Below are 17,092 nucleotides of genomic sequence, written 5' to 3'. Positions count from 1 at the left end.
CCCCTTGCCGCCGCCGCGTCCCGCGGTGCCGCTCTGCGCGCCCTACTGATCCTAGCCCGCCTCTGAGCGTGCCCTTCCGGCGCGCCCGCTCAGAGGATTGCCGCACGCGCGCCATCGAAGGCTTATGATGCCCCAAAGGGCCTAGGACAGAGACAAGAGATACCAGCATGACCAACACTTCCCCGATTACCGGCCCGAACTCCGGCGACAAATCCCGTGTCGTGATTTTCGACACCACCCTGCGCGACGGCGAACAAAGCCCCGGCGCCACCATGACCCATGACGAGAAGCTGGAGATTGCCGGGCTTCTGGATGATATGGGAGTGGACATCATCGAGGCCGGCTTCCCGATTGCCTCGGAAGGCGACTTCCGCGCGGTGTCCGAAATTGCCGAACGCTCGAAAAATTCCGTGATCTGCGGCCTGGCCCGCGCCAGCTTCAAGGATATTGACCGCTGCGCCGAAGCCGTGCGCAAGGCCGCGCAGCCGCGCATCCATACCTTCATCGGCACCTCGGCGCTGCATCGCGCCATCCCGAACCTGACCATGGACGAGATGGCCGACAAGATCCACGAAACGGTCACCCATGCCCGCAATCTGGTGGACAACGTGCAGTGGTCGCCGATGGATGCGACCCGGACCGAATGGGATTATCTGTGCCGGGTGATTGAGATCGCCATCAAGGCCGGCGCCACCACCATCAATATCCCCGACACCGTGGGTTACACCGCGCCGATGGAAAGCGCCGACCTGATCAAGCGCCTGATCGAGACCGTGCCGGGCGCGGACGAGGTGGTCTTTGCCACCCATTGCCACAATGACCTTGGCATGGCGACCGCCAACGCGCTGGCGGCAGTTGCCGGCGGTGCGCGGCAGATCGAATGCACCATCAACGGCCTTGGCGAACGCGCCGGCAACACCGCACTGGAAGAGGTGGTGATGGCGCTGAAGACGCGCAATGACATCATGCCCTGGCACACTGGTATCGACACCACCAAGATCATGCATATCTCGCGCCGCGTTTCGACCGTGTCCGGCTTTGTGGTGCAGCCGAACAAGGCCATTGTCGGTAAAAACGCCTTTGCCCACGAAAGCGGTATCCACCAGGACGGGATGCTGAAGAACCGCGAAAACTTTGAAATCATGCGGCCCGAGGACGTGGGCCTCTCCGGCACCTCCCTGCCGCTTGGCAAACATTCCGGCCGCGCCGCGCTGCGCGACAAGCTGGAGCACCTTGGATATGAAGTCGGTGACAACCAGCTGAAGGATGTTTTTGTCCGTTTCAAAGAACTGGCCGACCGCAAGAAAGAGGTATTTGACGACGACCTCATTGCGCTGATGCGCACCGGTGCGGACGCCGAGAACGACTACCTGAAAGTGGTTTCGATGAAAGTGGTCTGCGGCACCGGCGGCCCGGCGGAAGCCACCCTTGAGATGGAGATAGACGGCAAGGACGTGACCGAGACCGCCGAGGGCGACGGTCCGGTTGATGCGACCTTCAAGGCGATCCGCATGATCTATCCGAACACCGCCCGGCTGCAGCTGTACCAGGTGCACGCGGTGACCGAAGGCACCGACGCGCAGGCGACGGTCTCGGTGCGGCTGGAGGAAGACGGCATCATCGCCACCGGCGAAAGCGCCAACACCGATACGGTGGTGGCTTCGGCCAAGGCCTATGTGAACGCGCTGAACCGCCTGATCGTGCGCCGCGGCCGGGTTGGCGAAGGCGCCGATACACGCGAGATTTCCTATAAAGACCTGGCGTGATCCGCAGCCGGTCAGACACAACAGACAAAGGGCGCCCTCTGCGGCGCCCTTTGTTGTTCAAAGCGATACCTCTTGCCGGGCTTTGGCAAGGCGCGGCCAGCAGCTGACTGGCGTTCAGACCGCATGGGCTGCTTCAAAATGCCGGAAGCCATTCTCATAGGCCGGGATTATCTCCAAGGTTTCAAAATACCCTTCCGCGATCAGCGGAGAATCCCGCAGCTGCTCCATCGCGAAGTAATAGGCCGTGGCATCATCCGCCTCGATCATGGCCACGTCGCTGATCCGGCCGTGAAAGGCCTCGGCATCAAAATGGCGCAGGGTCAGCCCGTCACGGGTGAAGGGTTCCAGAGCCGCGTCGGCGATACGGCCGCGTTCGGCGCGGTCGAGGCGCAGCCAGGAGGGCGCCGCACGCAGCAGCAGAAATACAGTGAGTTTCATGGGGTCGGCCTGTGCTGTGTTGTCTGAGCCCCAAGAATGTGAATGATTGCTCGCATACGCAACTCGCATTCCCGCAAGGAGCCGCCCACCCATGCACGCGCCCAGAAAACAAGCCGCTCAGCCCCGGTCCCGCGCCACTCAGGCGGCAATCGTGGAGGCGGCTGCTCGCATTCTGGAAACCAGCGGCAGCGCCGGGCTGACCACCAATGCAATCGCCGCCCGTGCCGGGGTCAGTATCGGTTCGCTCTATCAGTACTTCCCCAATAAGGAGGCGGTGCTGGCGGCGCTGCTGCGGACCAAGCGGGCAGAGCTGCTGTCCTGGATGCGTGCAGCTGTATCCGCAAACCAGGAGGCCCCGCCTGAAAAGGCCCTGCAGGCGCTGCTGGATGCCGGGATGCGGCACCAGGTTGAGCGGCCGCGCCTGGCTCTTGAAGCTGAATATGCCGGGCAGCAGCTGCACTTGGCGGAGGAAACCGCGGCGCTGGCAGATGAGATGGCGCAGCTTGTTCTGGAGACTGTGCGGCGCCTGCAGCCCGCCGCTGGTCTGCAAGAGGCCCGCGACGTGGTCGCCATTGCCAAAGGCATCATCAACGCCGCTGCCCTCAGCAGCGAGGCCGGCGGGCCGGGCTTGGCCGCCCGGGTGAGGCGGGCGGTGCGCGGTTACTTGCGGGAAATCCCTTCGAACAGCGCCGACAGCCGGGCGGCCTCGTCTTCGATGCCATAGGGGGCGTTGACCACAAACATGCCGCTGCCAATCATCCGGTGCCCGTCACGGACCGGCGGAAAGGAGACCTCGTGGCGCAACGCGCCAGGCAGGCCCTGCGCCTCCAGCGCCGTCAGCATCTGTGTATGGGCGCCGTCCTTGAGGATCGGATACCACAAAGCGATGATTCCCACATTCCACTTCTTGTGCAGCTGGCCGATGATGCCGGGAATACGGGCATAGTCGGTTTTAATTTCGTAACTGGGATCAATCAGAATAAGGCCGCGGCGGGGGGTTGGCGGCGCCAGTGACATGGCCAGCTCAAACCCGTCCTGCTGATGCACCTTGGCCTTCCAGGGTCTCAGTGCGGCGCGCAGGGCTGCGTTTTCCTGCGGGTGCAGCTCGGCAAAATGCAGCGCGTCGCCCGGACGCAGCAAAGAGGCGGCGACCAGCGGCGAGCCTGGATAGGCCGCGCCGCCATGCTGATTGCGGGTTTCCGTCAGGGCGTGGTGCAGCGGGTGATCCGCTGCCAGGCCATGGTCCGCCAGAACCCGTGTGATGCCCTGTTCCGCTTCGCCGGTCTTGACCGCCTCTGCTGCGTCCAGCTGATAGAGCCCCCGGCCGGCATGAGTCTCGATATAGCTGAGCGGTTTGTCCTTGCGGGTGAGGTAGGCCAGCGTCCAGGCAAGCAGCGCGTGCTTCTGAACGTCAGCCAGGTTCCCGGCGTGGTATATGTGCTGATAGGAGAGCATAGGCCCCCTCTAGCGGCAATTCCCGCAGGGCGGAAGGGGCTGCGGCCGCAGGATAAACGGAATCTCAACCTCGGCACGGCAGACTGCAGCCAGTCGAGATACCGCAGAATGCAGGTTCCTATGCCCCTCAGAACGAGCGCCGTTGCCCTCTTCCTTACATTTCTGGCTATGCTGCTGTGCGCAGCGGCAGCGGTCAGCGCGCAAGGCTATTCGCTGGTCGGCAACCAGTTCTTCCTGCACAAAGCCTCTGCTCCGCAACCGGGGTCCGCGGCGGGCCCGGCACCGCAGGCAATCGCCAGCCTGCTGCCCGATACCCTGCCCGGCGCAAACACCGGCCGGGGTGCGGTGTCGCTTGACCCCGGCGCCGCCAGCCTGTTCCGCGGCCGCAGCAGCGGCAGCCTGTTTGCTCCGGCCCTCAGAACGCCGCCAAGCGTAAGCCAACTGCTGTCTCTGATCGCCAGCGCAGAAGCAGGCAAGGCGAATTATGATGCCGTGCAGCTTGGCGCCAAACGAAAGCCGCCGAAGAAACCTACCCAGATGACTGTTGCCGAGATCAACGCCTGGATCAATGCAACACCAGGACAGCCCCATGCCATCGGGCGCTACCAGCTGATCCCCGCAACATTCCGGCGGCTGGTCAAGCATCAGGGCGTGAAGCCGCAGGCGCGGTTCTCGCCCGAGTTGCAGGACCGCCTGGCGCATCAGCTGATCGAAGAAGCCGGTTACAGCGCATTCCTGAAGGCAGAAATGCCGCGCAAGACCTTCATGCTGAACCTGGCCAAGATCTGGGCCGGGCTGCCGACGTCCAACGGAAAGTCGTATTATGAGGGCTATGCCGGCAACAGCGCCAGCCTGACCTGGTCGCATTTTGATACTGAAATGAAGCGGATTTTCTCCAGCTGACCTGGACCCGCTGCTGCCGGCCCAGGCAAGGCCCTGCGCCAGTCCCGGCCTTGCCGCCTTGACAAAGCCGGTATTGACACCCTGGACTTGGCGGAAAGGCGCTGTTTCACCATAATACGCCCTTTCGCGGCCCTGCACTGCCGCTTATAAGGTTGGTGCAGGCGGCTCCTCCGGGAGTCGTCCAAGGTATTATGGCAGCACTCACAGGATCCCTTCTATATGGCGTTTTTTGGAAACTTGGGCGGTCTGTTCACTTCGGACATGGCCATCGATCTCGGCACTGCCAATACGCTGGTTTATGTAAAGGGCCGCGGCGTGATCCTGTCCGAGCCTTCAGTGGTGGCCTACCACGTCAAGGATGGCGTCAAAAAGGTGCTGGCGGTGGGCGAAGACGCCAAGCTGATGCTGGGCCGCACCCCCGGCTCGATCGAGGCGATCCGGCCGATGCGCGAAGGTGTGATTGCCGACTTCGACACCGCCGAGGAAATGATCAAGCATTTCATCCGCAAGGTGCATAAGCGCTCGACCTTTTCGAAGCCCAAGATCATTGTCTGCGTGCCGCATGGCGCCACCCCTGTTGAAAAGCGTGCGATCCGCCAGTCTGTGCTGTCCGCAGGCGCCCGCCGCGCCGGGTTGATTGCCGAGCCGATTGCTGCGGCCATCGGTGCCGGCATGCCGATCACCGACCCGACCGGCAACATGGTTGTCGACATCGGCGGCGGCACCACCGAAGTGGCGGTGCTGTCACTGGGCGATATCGTTTATGCCCGTTCGGTCCGCGTTGGCGGCGACCGTATGGATGAGGCGATCATTTCCTACCTGCGGCGCCAGCAGAACCTGCTGGTGGGCGAGGCCACGGCGGAACGCATCAAGACCTCCATTGGCACCGCCCGGATGCCGGACGACGGCCGTGGCCAGTCCATGCAGATCCGCGGCCGCGACCTGCTGAATGGCGTGCCGAAGGAAATCGAAATCTCTCAGGCGCAGGTGGCCGAAGCCCTGGCCGAGCCTGTCCAGCAAATCTGCGAAGCAGTGATGACCGCGCTGGAGACCACGCCGCCGGATCTGGCCGCCGACATCGTCGACCGCGGCGTGATGCTGACCGGCGGCGGCGCGCTGCTGGGGGATCTGGATCTGGCCCTGCGCGAACAGACCGGACTGGCCGTGTCGATTGCGGATGAAAGCCTCAACTGCGTGGCACTGGGCACCGGCAAGGCGCTGGAATACGAAAAGCAGCTGGCCCACGCCATCGACTACGACAGCTAACAGCCCCTGCCCGCCAAAACGGCACCGGCTGACTGCGGGCCGAAGGGGCGGCTGGAAGGAGAGACGTGGCAAAAGGCAGGTCACAGCGCGACGATTATACAACCCCGCTGCGGCGTCTGCTGACAGCGGTGCTGTGCCTGTGCCTGGCTGCAGTTTTTATTGTCTGGCGGATCGACAGCCCGCGGGTGGAGCGTTTCCGCGCCCAGGTGGCGGACCAGGTGGTCCCCAGCATGGATTGGGCCATGGTGCCAGTCACCGCCGCCATTAACCTGGTGCGCGATTTCCAAAGCTATCAGCGGCTTGCCGAGCAGAACCGCGAGCTGCGCAGCGAGCTGCGCCAGATGCGGGCCTGGAAAGAGGCGGCGCTGCAGCTGGAGCAGGAAAATGCCCGGCTGCTGGACTTCAACAATGTGCGGCTGGACCCGCAGCTGACCTATATCACCGGGGTTGTGATGGCCGACAGCGGTTCGCCCTTCCGGCAGTCGGTGCTGCTGAATGTTGGCAGCCGCGACGGGGTGCATGACGGCTGGGCCGCGATGGACGGGATCGGGCTGGTGGGCCGGATTTCCGGCACTGGGCGCGACACAGCGCGTGTTATTCTGCTGACCGACGCTGCCAGCGCTGTCCCAGCCGCCATTCAGCCCTCCGGCCAGACCGCGCTGGTCACCGGCGACAACAGCGCCGCGCCAGTCCTGAGTTTTCTGGAAAACCCCGATCTCGTTCGGCCCGGCGACCGGGTGATCTCCTCCGGCGACGGCGCGGTGTTTCCCGCAGGCCTGCTGATCGGCCAGGTGGCCAAAGACCGCTCGGGCCGGATGCGGGTGCGGCTGTCCGCCGATTACAGCCGGCTGGAGTTTCTGCGGGTGCTGCGCCACCACGGAACCGAGGTGATCCAGGATCCCGGCGGGCTGGTCGGTGCAGCTCCGGGTGATCCGGTTCCGCAGCCGCGGCCTGAAGGACTGGGAGACGGCAGCGCTGAAGGCACGGCTGAGGCGGGCAATGGCTAATACTTCGGCTGCCCGGATCTGGACCATGCGCCTGACCTTTCCGGCGCTGGCGCTGCTGATCATGTTTTTTCACCTGCTGCCGCTGAACACCGAGCCGCGGTTTTGGGCGCCGCCGGATTTCCTGCTGCTGCTGGCCATGACCTGGTCGCTGCGGCGGCCCGACTTTGTGCCCGCGCTGTCGATTGCCCTGGTCATGCTGCTTTCGGATTTACTGTTCCAGCGCCCGCCCGGATTGCTGGCGCTGCTGGCGGTGCTGGCCTGCGAATACCTGAAAGGGCGCGCGGCCCCGCAACGTGAAAGCACATTTGCCAGCGAGTGGCTGGCGGCTGGCGTTATCCTGACCGGGGTTTTTACATTGAACCGGCTGGTTCTTGTGGTGTTTGGCGTGGAACAGGCGCCGCTTAGCCTGACCGTGATCCAGATTGTGATGACCATCCTCGCCTATCCGCTGGCAGTTTGGGGCAGCCAGACTATTCTGGGCGTCCGTAAACTCTCCCCGTCCGAAGCCGAAACCCTGATGAGCCGCCGATGAAACGCAACTCCAAGGATCTGGACGTCTCGCACGGCAAGATGACCCGGCGCGCGCTGCTGCTTGGCGGGCTGCAGCTGGCCTTTGCAGGCGGGCTGGCGGCAAGAATGCGTTTTCTGCAAGTGGATCAAGCGGATGAGTTCCGCCTGCTGGCCGAGGAAAACCGGATCAACATCCGCCTGCTGCCGCCTGCCCGCGGGCAGATCTTCGACCGCAACGGGCTGATCATCGCGCAGAACTCCCCCTCCTACCGGATTACCGTGGTGCCCGAGGATGCCGGCGACGTGGAGGCGGTGATTGACAAGCTGTCGAGCCTGCTGCCGCTGGATCCCGAAGACCTGGAGCGCGCCCGCACCGAGATGCGCCGGTCGCCGCCGTTCCTGCCGATCACCCTGGCCGACCGGATCGGCTGGGAGGATATCTCCAAGGTGGCAGTGAACGCCCCGGCCCTGCCAGGTGTAACGCCGGAGGTCGGCCTGACCCGGGTCTATCCGCAGCTTGGCGATTTTGCCCATGTGGTGGGCTACGTCGGGCCGGTCTCGGATTATGACCTAAGCAAGATGGAAGACCCCGAGCCGGTGCTTCTGATCCCGCGCTTCCAGATCGGCAAGGTGGGATTCGAGGCCAAGCGCGAGGACGTGCTGCGCGGCAAGGCCGGTGCCAAACGGGTGGAAGTGAACGCCACCGGCCGGGTGATGCGTGAACTGGACCGACGCGAGGGCATATCCGGTGCAGACATGCAGCTGACCACTGACGCGGAGCTGCAAAACTACGTTCAGGCCCGGCTGGGCCGGGAAAGCGCGGCAGCGGTGGTGATCGATTGCGAAGACGGCGATATCCGCGCGATCTGCTCTTCCCCCAGTTTCGACCCCAATCTGTTCGTGCGCGGCATTTCGGTGGCCGATTACCGGATGCTGACCGAAGACGAATACCGCCCGCTCTCCAACAAGACCGTGCAGGGCACCTACCCGCCTGGCTCTACCTTCAAGATGATCACCGCGCTGGCGGCGCTGGAACAGGGTGTGATCGGACCGGAGGAAACCGTCTGGTGCCCCGGCCATCTGAAAGTTGCCGGCCGCCGCTTCCATTGCTGGAAACGGGCGGGCCACGGGCATGTGGACCTCAATACTTCACTGAAACGGTCCTGCGATGTTTATTACTATGACGTGGCAATCAAGACCGGGATCGACAACATCTCTGCCATGGCCAACAAATTCGGGCTGGGCATCAGGCACGACCTGCCGATGTCGGCTGTGGCACAGGGGATCACGCCGACCAAGGAATGGAAAGCCCGCTCTTACGGCAAGGACTGGCTGATCGGCGACACCGCGAACTCCTCGATCGGCCAGGGCTTTACGCTCGCCTCGCCGTTGCAGCTGGCGGTGATGACCGCACGGATCGCCACCGGGCGCAGCGTGACGCCGCGGCTGCTGAAGTCGCTTGACGGGGTGGAACTGCCCAGCGGCGCGGGCGCCCCCCTGGATGTCAGCGAAAACAACCTGCGCATGGTGCGGCGCGGCATGTATTCGGTCAGCAACGACCGCCGGGGCACCGGCTACCGCTCCCGCATCATCGCTGACAACATACGGATGGCCGGCAAGAGCGGCACCAGCCAGGTGCGTAACATCACCGCCGCCGAACGGGCCGCAGGGGTGATCCGCAACGAGGATCTGCCCTGGGACCGGCGCGACCATGCTCTGTTTGTCTGTTTTGCCCCCTATGATAACCCGAAATATGCTGTGGCCGTGGTGGTCGAGCATGGCGGCGGCGGCTCCAAAGTGGCGGCGCCGATTGCCCGCGACGTGCTGCTGCAAGCGCTCTACGACGGCACACCGCCGCTGGAAGCCTACCCCAAAGGTGACCGCAGCCGCATCAAGGCACAGCAGGAGCGGCTGGAACGCGAGCGTGTCAAGCGCCCCCTGGGCAGCCGGAGCAGCAAGGCATGAGCTATCTTGAATATAACGCCAAATCGACACCCTCCGGCCTGGGTAAGATCCTGTATCTGAATTGGGGGCTGACGCTGCTGCTGATCACGGTGTCCAGCGTCGGCTTTCTGATGCTTTATTCGGTGGCGGGCGGCTCCTTCAGCCCCTGGGTGGAACCGCAGGTCAAACGTTTTGCCCTCGGTCTCGGCGTCATGTTTGTGGTGGCGATGATCCCGATCTGGTTCTGGCGCAACGTGTCGGTGCTGGCCTATCTGGGGTCGCTGGCACTGCTGGTCGCGGTGGAACTGTTCGGCACCGTCGGCATGGGTGCACAGCGCTGGATCGATATCGGCTTCATGCGGCTGCAGCCGTCCGAGGTGACCAAGATCGCCTTGGTGATGCTGCTGGCGGCCTACTACGATTGGCTGCCGCCTGATAAAACCTCGCGTCCCTTGTGGGTGCTGCTGCCGGTGGTTCTGATCCTGCTTCCGACGGCACTGGTGCTGAAGCAGCCAGACCTCGGCACCTCGATCCTCTTGTTGGCGGCAGGCGGCGGGGTGATGTTCCTGGCCGGTGTCCATTGGGCCTATTTCGCCGCCGTGATTGCTGCAGGCGCCGGGCTGGTCAGCGCAGTCTTCCAAAGCCGCGGCACCGAATGGCAGCTTCTGAAAGACTATCAGTTCCGCCGAATCGACACATTTATGGACCCCTCGCAGGACCCGCTGGGTGCAGGCTACCACATCACCCAATCCAAGATTGCGCTTGGCTCCGGCGGCTGGTCCGGGCGCGGTTTCATGCAGGGTACGCAGTCGCGGCTGAACTTTCTGCCCGAGAAGCACACCGACTTCATCTTTACCACCCTGGCAGAGGAGTTCGGTTTTATCGGCGGTGTGACCCTATTGTCCATTTACATGCTGATCATCCTGTTCTGCATCGCTTCGGCGATTGCCGCCAAGGACCGGTTCTCGTCGCTGGTGATCATGGGCATCGCCATCACTTTCTTTCTGTTTTTTGCCGTTAACATGTCGATGGTTATGGGGCTGGCACCAGTGGTCGGCGTGCCGCTGCCGATGGTCTCTTACGGCGGCTCGGCGATGCTGGTGCTGCTTGGGGCTTTCGGCATTGTGCAAAGCGCCCACATCCACCGGCCGCGGCAATCCTCTCGCTAGATATTGACGGAGTTCCTATGACTGCAAATGTTCTGTACGCCGGCCGCGAGGACGCTTGGCCTTCCTATGAAGCGCTGTTGAAGGCAGAACTTTCCCGGTTGGGTACCAATGCCGATCTGCGCACCGAATTTGCACCGGAAGACGTGGATTATATCGTTTTTGCTCCCAGCGGACCGGTCAGCGACTTTGCCCCATTTACCCGGTTGAAAGCGGTGCTGAGCCTGTGGGCGGGCGTTGAAAAGATCGTGCCCGTTGTGCCTGCAGGCGTGCCGCTCACGCGGATGGTGGATAGCGGCCTGGCGCAGGGGATGACCGAATGGGTGGTTGGGCACACGCTGCGCTATCACTTGGGGATGGATGCCCATATCCGCGGCCAGAACGGCATTTGGGAGCCTCAGGCGCCGCCGCTGGCAAAGGACCGCCGGGTGACGGTGCTTGGCCTGGGCGCCCTCGGCATCGCGTGTGCCCAAGCGCTGGCCGCCCTGGGATTTCAGGTGTCCGGCTGGAGCCGGTCGCAAAAGGAGGTCGAAGCCATCACCTGCCACGCCGGGCCTGAGGGCCTGAAGGCTGCGCTGGCGCAAGCCGAAATCGTGATCCTGCTGCTGCCTGATACGCCCGCCACCGAAAACACGCTGAATGCGGAGACACTGGCCATGCTGCCAAAGGGCGCGAGGATTATAAACCCGGGCCGCGGGCCGCTGATTGACGACAGCGCCCTGCTGGCGGCGCTTGGCAGCGGCCAGATCGCGCACGCAACGCTGGATGTGTTCCGCGTTGAACCGCTGCCGCCGGAGCATCCCTATTGGGCGCACCCCAATGTGACGGTAACCCCCCATATTGCCTCGGAAACCCGTGAAAGCACCGCTGCCGAAGTGATTGCCGAAAACATCCGCCGCGGCGAGGCTGGAGAACCACTGCTGCATTTGGTGGACCGGAGGTTCGGATACTAAGACGGGGCCTTGCCCCCTGCGCCTGACGGCGCATTCCCTCAGAGTATTTTCAACCAGAAAGAAAGCCGGGGCCTATCGCTTCTTTCTGGTCTTGAATACTCATTCCCGAGGTATCGCTCTGGGCAACGCCAGCTATTCTGCGGTTAGGCCGCGGCCTTTCAGCAGCGCTTCCACCCCCGGCAATCGTCCGCGGAAAGCCATGTAGAGCGCGGCCGGGTCAACCGACCCGCCAGTGGAAAGAATATGCGTCTCCAACGCTTTGGCGCGTTCGGCATCAAAGGCACCGCCAGCTTCCTCAAAGGCTGCAAAAGCATCGGCATCCATCACCTCGGACCACATGTAGCTGTAGTAGCCCGAAGAATAGCCGTCGCCGGCAAAGACATGGGCAAAATGCGGCGTGGCATGGCGCATGGTGATGGCGCGCGGCATGCCGATTTCCTCCAGCACTTCGGCTTGTTTTGCCATAGGATCGGACAGTGCAGGACCGTCGTGAAAGGCCAGATCCACCAGAGCGGAGGCGACATACTCCACAGTCTGGAACCCCATGTCGAAGTTCGCGGCACCCAGCACTTTCTCCAGCATGTCCTTTGGCATCGGCTCGCCGGTTTCCGCATGGGTGGCAAACTCCTGCAGCACCTCCGGCACTTCCAGCCAATGTTCATAGAGCTGGCTCGGCAGCTCGACAAAATCCCGTGCCACCGAGGTGCCCGAAATGCTTTCATAGGTCACGTTGGACAGCATCTGGTGCAGCGCGTGGCCGAATTCGTGGAACAGGGTGCGGGCATCGTCCCAAGATAGCAGGGCCGGATCGCCTTTGGCGAAGTTGCAGACGTTGATTACCACGGGCGTCTGGGTCTGCGGGAATTTCGCCTGCTGGCGCATCGCCGAGCACCAGGCACCTGAGCGTTTGGAGCCGCGGGCAAAGTAATCGCCGATGAAGACCGCCACATGAGCGCCGTTCCGTGTCACTTCCCAGGCGCGGCAATCCGGGTGGTAGAGAGGCACGTCCAGCGGTGCAAACTCCAGCCCGAACAGGCGGTTTGCGCAGGTAAAGCTGGCTTCGATCATCCGGTCAAGCTGCAGATAGGGTTTCAGCGCCGCCTCATCCAGATCATGCTCAGCCTTGCGGCGCTTGGCGGCGTAGTAGCGCCAGTCCCAGGGCTCCAGGCTGCCATTGATACCGTCCGCCTGCATCATCGCGGTCAGCACTTTTGCGTCAGCCTCCGCACGGGATTTGGCCGGGCCCCAGACATCCATCAGCAGGCCGCGAACCGCCGCCGGCGTTTTGGCCATTTCAGTTTCCAGCTTGTAGGCGGCAAAATTTTCGTAGCCCAGAAGTTTCGCTCTCTCCTCGCGCAGTTGCAGGATTTCTGCAGCGATGGCGCGATTGTCGGTGTCTCCGCCATTGGCTCCCCGGGCAGCCCAGGCGTTGAAGGCTTTCTCGCGCAGGTCGCGGCGCGGCGAGAATTGCAGGAAAGGTGTGATCAGCGAGCGCGAAAGGGTAACCACCGGACCATCCTTGCCCTTTTCCTCGCCGGCCGCACGGGCAGCACTGACCACAAACTCAGGAAGCCCTTCCAGATCGTCTTCGGAAAGCTCCATGAACCAGCCCCGCTCATCCGCCAGCAGGTTCTGGGTGAACTCTGTGCCGAGGGTCGCCAGCCGCCCTTTGATCTCCTGCATCCGCCTGTCGGCATCGCCTTCCAGCGCTGCGCCGCCACGCACAAAGCCGCGGTGGGTCAGCATCAGAACCCGTTGCTGCTCCTGGTTCAGATCCAGCGCCTCGCGCTTGTCCCAGACCGCCTTGACCCGTGCATACAGCGCCTTATTTGCGGTGACTGCGGAAAAATGCGCGGCAAGCCTGGGTGAGAACGCCCGCTGCAGCTCTTCCCGCTTGGGGTTGCTGTCTGCTCCGGCCACGGTGAAAAACACGCCTAAAACCTGTTCTAATTCGCGGCAAGGGGTCTCCAGCGCCTCGATCACATTGGCAAAACCGGGTGCCTCGCCGCTGTTTGCGATGGCGTCGATCTGTGCGGTGTGTGCCTGCAAGGCCTGCTCCAGCGCGGGGGCGAAATCGTCATCAGAGATGCTGTCGAACGGGGCAATTTCAAACGGCGTGTCCCAGCGGGTCAGAAGCGGATTGGGCATAAACGGATCTCCTTTGCCGGGGACGCTAACGGGAAACCATTAGGGCTGCAATTGGGCTTCCAATGAATGGGCATGGCGAAGATACTCCCAGCATCACGCCCGCTGGGCCACCACTGTCCGCTGGTGTTCCGGATGGAGACGGCAGGGCTGATGTAGACACCCTTCCGCCTTGCCCCGGCGCAGGCAGCTGAATACCGCGCCGTTTTTACCGCCTGCCCCTCGGGCGGTTGGGGCCTGAAGACTTGATCGCCGATCTGTGCCGGGTGCTGAGTTTCAGTAGCGCGACCGGGTCAGCCGCCGGCGCCATCGCCTACGGTCAGCGCCGCCGGCACGATGCGGACCGGGACATCCGCGACATTGGCCGCCCTGGCGATCCGCCACTCGAAGCGGCCCATTCTGCCATCGGTATCGATCAGAACCACCACCGGCTCCTTGCCGGTGACTTCTGCCGCGAACAACACCTGCTGGATGCTGTCCAGGCTGCTGCGCTTGTCGAGGCCGAACTCGATGACCCGGTTTGCATTTTCGCAGTCCGTTCTGATCGACGCCGCACCGCCGGGATAGGTGAACTCATGCACTGTTTCCGCTTGGCCGCCGAACAGTGCGCCGCAGAGCAGCGAAATGAAAAAGGCTTCGTTCACAGGGAGATCTCGTCAGGCTTTCAAGCTTTGCCGCAGACCGGGCAACCTTGCCGCCTGGCCATGCGGATCTTGCGGGTTTCGCCATAAAGCCCGTCATAGATCAGCATTTCGCCCCGCAGAACCGCACCGGCACCGGTGATCAGCTTGACCGCCTCAACTGCCATCATAGAGCCGACGACACCGGGCAGCGGGCCCACCACCCCGGCCTCCGAACAGCTGGGGGCAAGGCCGGGCGCCGGTGCCTCGGGGAAAATGCACTGGTAGCAGGGCCCGCCGTTGGCCGGGTGGAAGACGCTCAGCTGGCCTTCCCATTGCGACAGTGCCCCGGAGATCAGCGGTTTGCCCAGCGACACGGCGGTTCGGTTGGCGAGATAACGGGTTTCGAAATTGTCGGTGCCGTCGAGGATCAGATCATAGTCCGCAAACAGCTCTGCCGCCGTTTCTTCTGTCAGACGGCGGTGGTAGGGCCGCACGTCGACATAAGGGTTTTGCGCCTGCATCGCGGCCTGGGCCGAAAACACCTTTGGCTTGCCGATGTCTGCGTCGCGATGGATCACCTGGCGCTGCAGGTTGGCATTGTCGACCACGTCATCGTCGATCACCCCGACGGTCCCCGTTCCGGCGGCAGCCAGATACTGCAAGGCAGGGGCGCCAAGGCCGCCGGCACCGATCACCAGCACCTTGGCCTGCTTCAGCCTCTTCTGCCCCGGACCGCCCAGCTCCCGCAGGACGATATGGCGGGCGTAGCGGTCAAGTTCGCTTTCAGTGAAGGTGCTTGCGGGCTGGCTCATCTGCGTGTCCTGAGGCTGGGCGCGGGTCTTAAGGCCGGCCACGATACGCGCATAAACCCCAGCCACAAGAGCAAAGCCGCCCAAGAGCAGCCAGGGCGCCAGCGTGCCGCCGGTGCCTTCGCGCAAGGGGTGCCCGTCCGGCAGGGTCAACTGCACCGCCAGCACGGTCGCAAACAGTACAGAAAGCAAACCGAAACGCAGGTTGCGCGGCAGGCCGAGAAATCGCCCGCCCCACCAAATCAGCGCTGCCAGAAACAGAATGCGAAGCATCAGCCGCGCCCGGTGGACCCAAAGCCGCCGTCGCCGCGGCTGGTGCCTGTGAGCGCCTCCGCAAGCTCGAACCGGGCTTGCAGCACCGGCGCGACCACCAGTTGCGCGATGCGCTCGCCATGGCGGATTGCAAAGGGCTCCTGCCCTGCATTGAGGAGGATCACGCCCAGGGGGCCGCGGTAGTCACTGTCGATTGTTCCGGGCGTGTTGGGCAGTGTGATCCCGTGCTTCAGCGCCAGCCCGGAGCGCGGGCGGATCTGCACCTCGTAGCCTGCAGGAATTTCCAGCCGCAACCCGGTTGGCACCAGCACCCTGGCACCGGGTTCCAGCATCAGTGCGTCCCGGTCCGGCAAATTGGCACGGATGTCCGCCCCGGCTGCACCTGCCGTTTGATAGGCGGGCAGCGGCACATTCCGGTCCGCGTCTTCGTCGTGGATTACACGGATGGCAACCATTGCTGCTCCCCTGCTTCTTCTTTGTTCAAATACTCAAACTCACCCGGCCAGCGCCGCAGCGACCCGCGTTGCCAGTTTGCGGGCCACCTCATCCTTGCCCATACGCGGCCAGTCCTCGGCGCCATCATCAGAGATCAGCACCACCGCGTTTTCACTGCCGCCCATGATTCCGGTCGCGGGAGAGACGTCATTTGCAACGATCCAATCACAGCCCTTGCGCTTGCGCTTGGCGGTGGCGTTTTCCACCACGTCGTTGGTCTCAGCGGCAAAGCCAACCACCAGCTTGGGACGTCCCGTTGTCATCTGTGCAACTGTTCTCAGAATGTCCGGGTTTTCTGCAAATTCCAGCACAGGCAGCCCGTCCTTGGATTTTTTCAGCTTGCGGTCCGAGGCGCTGGCAACCCGCCAATCTGCCACCGCGGCGGCAAAGATCCCGGCATCAGCGGGCAATGCCGCTTGCACGGCCGCCTCCATTTCACGGGCACTTTCCACCTCGACCACCTGCACCCCCTCGGGAGGGCGCACCGCTGCCGGGCCTGTGACAAACACCACTTCCGCACCCAGATCGCGCAGCGCACGGGCTACAGCTGCCCCCTGCGCCCCCGAGGAGCGGTTGGCGATGTAGCGTACCGGGTCGATCGGCTCATGCGTCGGCCCTGAGGTCACCAGAATACGCCTGCCATTCAAGGGCCCATCCGAAAGCTTGGCGGTGATAGCAGCCAGAATTTCATCCGGTTCCGCCATCCGGCCGGTGCCGAATTCACCGCACGCCATACTGCCGTCATTCGGACCCGCGAAAGACACCCCGTCCTCCTTCAGAACCGCGATGTTGCGTTGTGTCGCCGGATGCTCCCACATGCGCACATTCATCGCTGGCGCCAGCAGCACCGGGGTGTCGGTGGCCAGCAGCAGGGTTGAGGCAAGATCATTGGAGTGGCCGTGCGCCATCTTGGCCATCAGGTCCGCCGTGGCCGGCGCCACCACCAAGAGATCGGCGCTGCGCGATAGCTGGATATGGCCCATCTCGGCCTCAGAGGTCAGGTCGAACAGCTCCTGGTGCACAGCGGTTCCGGCAAGTGCCGAGACCGACAGGGGCGTCACAAATTCGGCGCCGGACTTGGTCAGAACCGGGGTCACGCGCGCCCCCTTGTCCTGCAGGCGGCGGATCAGCTCCAGCGACTTATAGGCCGCGATGCCGCCGCTGATAATCAAAAGAATATGTCTGCCAGCCAGCATTTGTCCGCCCTTATCCCATTTACCGCGACCTTACTGCGCTGCGGCAAAAGTGTGAAACGGTTTTCCCGGCGGCAGAGTTCCAAAGCCAATGGCTCCCGCCCCCGCGCGGCACCGGCCTGTGGCCGCCGCCCCTGGCGGCGTTG

16 protein-coding genes are annotated in these 17,092 nt (G+C 63.4%); 9 read left to right on the top strand and 7 right to left on the bottom strand.

Going from position 1 to position 17,092, the window contains the following annotated elements; all coding sequences use genetic code 11:
- Positions 1 to 167 precede the first annotated feature (167 nt).
- Positions 168 to 1,766, top strand: coding sequence for a 2-isopropylmalate synthase (locus AC0KW6_RS05235; protein ID WP_323777217.1), 1,599 nt, complete (start codon positions 168 to 170; stop codon positions 1,764 to 1,766).
- Positions 1,767 to 1,880: 114 nt separating this feature from the next.
- Here the strand turns inward: AC0KW6_RS05235 and AC0KW6_RS05230 are convergent, their stop codons facing one another.
- Positions 1,881 to 2,204 (bottom strand): darcynin family protein, encoded by a 324-nt coding sequence (locus AC0KW6_RS05230; protein ID WP_323777215.1) that lies wholly within the window; start codon positions 2,202 to 2,204, stop codon positions 1,881 to 1,883.
- Between the two features lie 91 nt (positions 2,205 to 2,295).
- On the opposite strand from AC0KW6_RS05230, the gene AC0KW6_RS05225 reads away from it, so the two are divergent.
- Entirely contained in the window at positions 2,296 to 2,928 is a 633-nt protein-coding gene (locus AC0KW6_RS05225; protein WP_474034311.1) for a TetR/AcrR family transcriptional regulator, read from the top strand.
- Here AC0KW6_RS05225 and AC0KW6_RS05220 read toward each other — a convergent pair.
- Positions 2,865 to 3,659 (bottom strand): 23S rRNA (adenine(2030)-N(6))-methyltransferase RlmJ, encoded by a 795-nt coding sequence (locus tag AC0KW6_RS05220; RefSeq protein WP_323777211.1) that lies wholly within the window; start codon positions 3,657 to 3,659, stop codon positions 2,865 to 2,867. The two genes, AC0KW6_RS05225 and AC0KW6_RS05220, sit on opposite strands and share 64 nt — an antisense overlap.
- A gap of 120 nt (positions 3,660 to 3,779) precedes the next feature.
- Between AC0KW6_RS05220 and AC0KW6_RS05215 the strand changes: the two genes are divergently transcribed.
- The 7 genes from AC0KW6_RS05215 to AC0KW6_RS05185 all read left to right on the top strand — a co-directional run bounded on the left by AC0KW6_RS05215 (position 3,780) and on the right by AC0KW6_RS05185 (position 11,408).
- Positions 3,780 to 4,562 (top strand): hypothetical protein, encoded by a 783-nt coding sequence (locus tag AC0KW6_RS05215; RefSeq protein WP_323777209.1) that lies wholly within the window; start codon positions 3,780 to 3,782, stop codon positions 4,560 to 4,562.
- Between the two features lie 219 nt (positions 4,563 to 4,781).
- On the top strand, positions 4,782 to 5,828 hold the full coding sequence (locus AC0KW6_RS05210; protein WP_024088661.1) for a rod shape-determining protein: 1,047 nt from the start codon (positions 4,782 to 4,784) through the stop codon (positions 5,826 to 5,828).
- A 65-nt stretch (positions 5,829 to 5,893) separates the two neighbouring features.
- Complete coding sequence (mreC, locus tag AC0KW6_RS05205) at positions 5,894 to 6,835, top strand: rod shape-determining protein MreC (RefSeq protein ID WP_323777207.1); 942 nt, start codon at positions 5,894 to 5,896, stop codon at positions 6,833 to 6,835.
- Positions 6,828 to 7,367: a rod shape-determining protein MreD gene (locus tag AC0KW6_RS05200; RefSeq protein ID WP_474034310.1), complete on the top strand. Its 540-nt coding sequence runs from the start codon at positions 6,828 to 6,830 to the stop codon at positions 7,365 to 7,367. Before mreC ends, AC0KW6_RS05200 begins: the two co-directional genes overlap by 8 nt.
- A complete protein-coding gene (gene mrdA / locus AC0KW6_RS05195; protein ID WP_323777204.1) occupies positions 7,364 to 9,310 on the top strand; it encodes a penicillin-binding protein 2 in 1,947 nt (648 codons plus the stop codon). The genes AC0KW6_RS05200 and mrdA overlap by 4 nt, the downstream gene beginning before the upstream one ends.
- Entirely contained in the window at positions 9,307 to 10,458 is a 1,152-nt protein-coding gene (rodA, locus tag AC0KW6_RS05190) for a rod shape-determining protein RodA (RefSeq protein WP_323777203.1), read from the top strand. The genes mrdA and rodA overlap by 4 nt, the downstream gene beginning before the upstream one ends.
- Before the next feature lie 17 nt (positions 10,459 to 10,475).
- Positions 10,476 to 11,408 (top strand): 2-hydroxyacid dehydrogenase, encoded by a 933-nt coding sequence (locus AC0KW6_RS05185; protein WP_474034308.1) that lies wholly within the window; start codon positions 10,476 to 10,478, stop codon positions 11,406 to 11,408.
- Between the two features lie 132 nt (positions 11,409 to 11,540).
- Here AC0KW6_RS05185 and AC0KW6_RS05180 read toward each other — a convergent pair whose 3' ends face one another.
- The 5 genes from AC0KW6_RS05180 to coaBC form a co-directional block, all read right to left on the bottom strand.
- Positions 11,541 to 13,556 carry a M3 family metallopeptidase gene (locus tag AC0KW6_RS05180; RefSeq protein ID WP_323783185.1) on the bottom strand — a complete coding sequence of 672 codons (2,016 nt, stop codon included), beginning with the start codon at positions 13,554 to 13,556 and terminating at the stop codon, positions 11,541 to 11,543.
- Between the two features lie 290 nt (positions 13,557 to 13,846).
- Positions 13,847 to 14,197: a hypothetical protein gene (locus AC0KW6_RS05175; protein WP_323783188.1), complete on the bottom strand. Its 351-nt coding sequence runs from the start codon at positions 14,195 to 14,197 to the stop codon at positions 13,847 to 13,849.
- A gap of 20 nt (positions 14,198 to 14,217) precedes the next feature.
- Positions 14,218 to 15,258, bottom strand: a complete 1,041-nt coding sequence (locus AC0KW6_RS05170; RefSeq protein ID WP_474034307.1) for a HesA/MoeB/ThiF family protein — start codon at positions 15,256 to 15,258, stop codon at positions 14,218 to 14,220.
- A complete protein-coding gene (gene dut, locus AC0KW6_RS05165; protein WP_474034306.1) occupies positions 15,258 to 15,713 on the bottom strand; it encodes a dUTP diphosphatase in 456 nt (151 codons plus the stop codon). The genes AC0KW6_RS05170 and dut overlap by 1 nt, the downstream gene beginning before the upstream one ends.
- 39 nt (positions 15,714 to 15,752) lie before the next feature.
- On the bottom strand, positions 15,753 to 16,949 hold the full coding sequence (coaBC, locus tag AC0KW6_RS05160; RefSeq protein ID WP_474034305.1) for a bifunctional phosphopantothenoylcysteine decarboxylase/phosphopantothenate--cysteine ligase CoaBC: 1,197 nt from the start codon (positions 16,947 to 16,949) through the stop codon (positions 15,753 to 15,755).
- Between the last annotated feature and the right edge of the window lie 143 nt (positions 16,950 to 17,092).

Source organism: Leisingera sp. SA215 (assembly GCF_055902035.1).
The sequence above is the reverse complement of the archived record's forward strand: the minus strand, read 5'-3'. Positions and strand labels throughout refer to the sequence as shown.

Bases quoted from the DNA above. Each gene is read 5' to 3' on its own strand.
- AC0KW6_RS05215 (WP_323777209.1), top strand. From the start codon at position 3,780: ATGCCCCTCAGAACGAGCGCCGTTGCCCTCTTCCTTACATTTCTGGCT.
- AC0KW6_RS05180 (WP_323783185.1), bottom strand. From the start codon at position 13,556: ATGCCCAATCCGCTTCTGACCCGCTGGGACACGCCGTTTGAAATTGCC.
- AC0KW6_RS05210 (WP_024088661.1), top strand. From the start codon at position 4,782: ATGGCGTTTTTTGGAAACTTGGGCGGTCTGTTCACTTCGGACATGGCC.
- AC0KW6_RS05185 (WP_474034308.1), top strand. From the start codon at position 10,476: ATGACTGCAAATGTTCTGTACGCCGGCCGCGAGGACGCTTGGCCTTCC.
- mrdA (WP_323777204.1), top strand. From the start codon at position 7,364: ATGAAACGCAACTCCAAGGATCTGGACGTCTCGCACGGCAAGATGACC.
- rodA (WP_323777203.1), top strand. From the start codon at position 9,307: ATGAGCTATCTTGAATATAACGCCAAATCGACACCCTCCGGCCTGGGT.
- AC0KW6_RS05225 (WP_474034311.1), top strand. From the start codon at position 2,296: ATGCACGCGCCCAGAAAACAAGCCGCTCAGCCCCGGTCCCGCGCCACT.
- dut (WP_474034306.1), bottom strand. From the start codon at position 15,713: ATGGTTGCCATCCGTGTAATCCACGACGAAGACGCGGACCGGAATGTG.
- AC0KW6_RS05200 (WP_474034310.1), top strand. From the start codon at position 6,828: ATGGCTAATACTTCGGCTGCCCGGATCTGGACCATGCGCCTGACCTTT.
- AC0KW6_RS05235 (WP_323777217.1), top strand. From the start codon at position 168: ATGACCAACACTTCCCCGATTACCGGCCCGAACTCCGGCGACAAATCC.
- AC0KW6_RS05170 (WP_474034307.1), bottom strand. From the start codon at position 15,258: ATGCTTCGCATTCTGTTTCTGGCAGCGCTGATTTGGTGGGGCGGGCGA.
- coaBC (WP_474034305.1), bottom strand. From the start codon at position 16,949: ATGCTGGCTGGCAGACATATTCTTTTGATTATCAGCGGCGGCATCGCG.
- AC0KW6_RS05220 (WP_323777211.1), bottom strand. From the start codon at position 3,659: ATGCTCTCCTATCAGCACATATACCACGCCGGGAACCTGGCTGACGTT.
- AC0KW6_RS05230 (WP_323777215.1), bottom strand. From the start codon at position 2,204: ATGAAACTCACTGTATTTCTGCTGCTGCGTGCGGCGCCCTCCTGGCTG.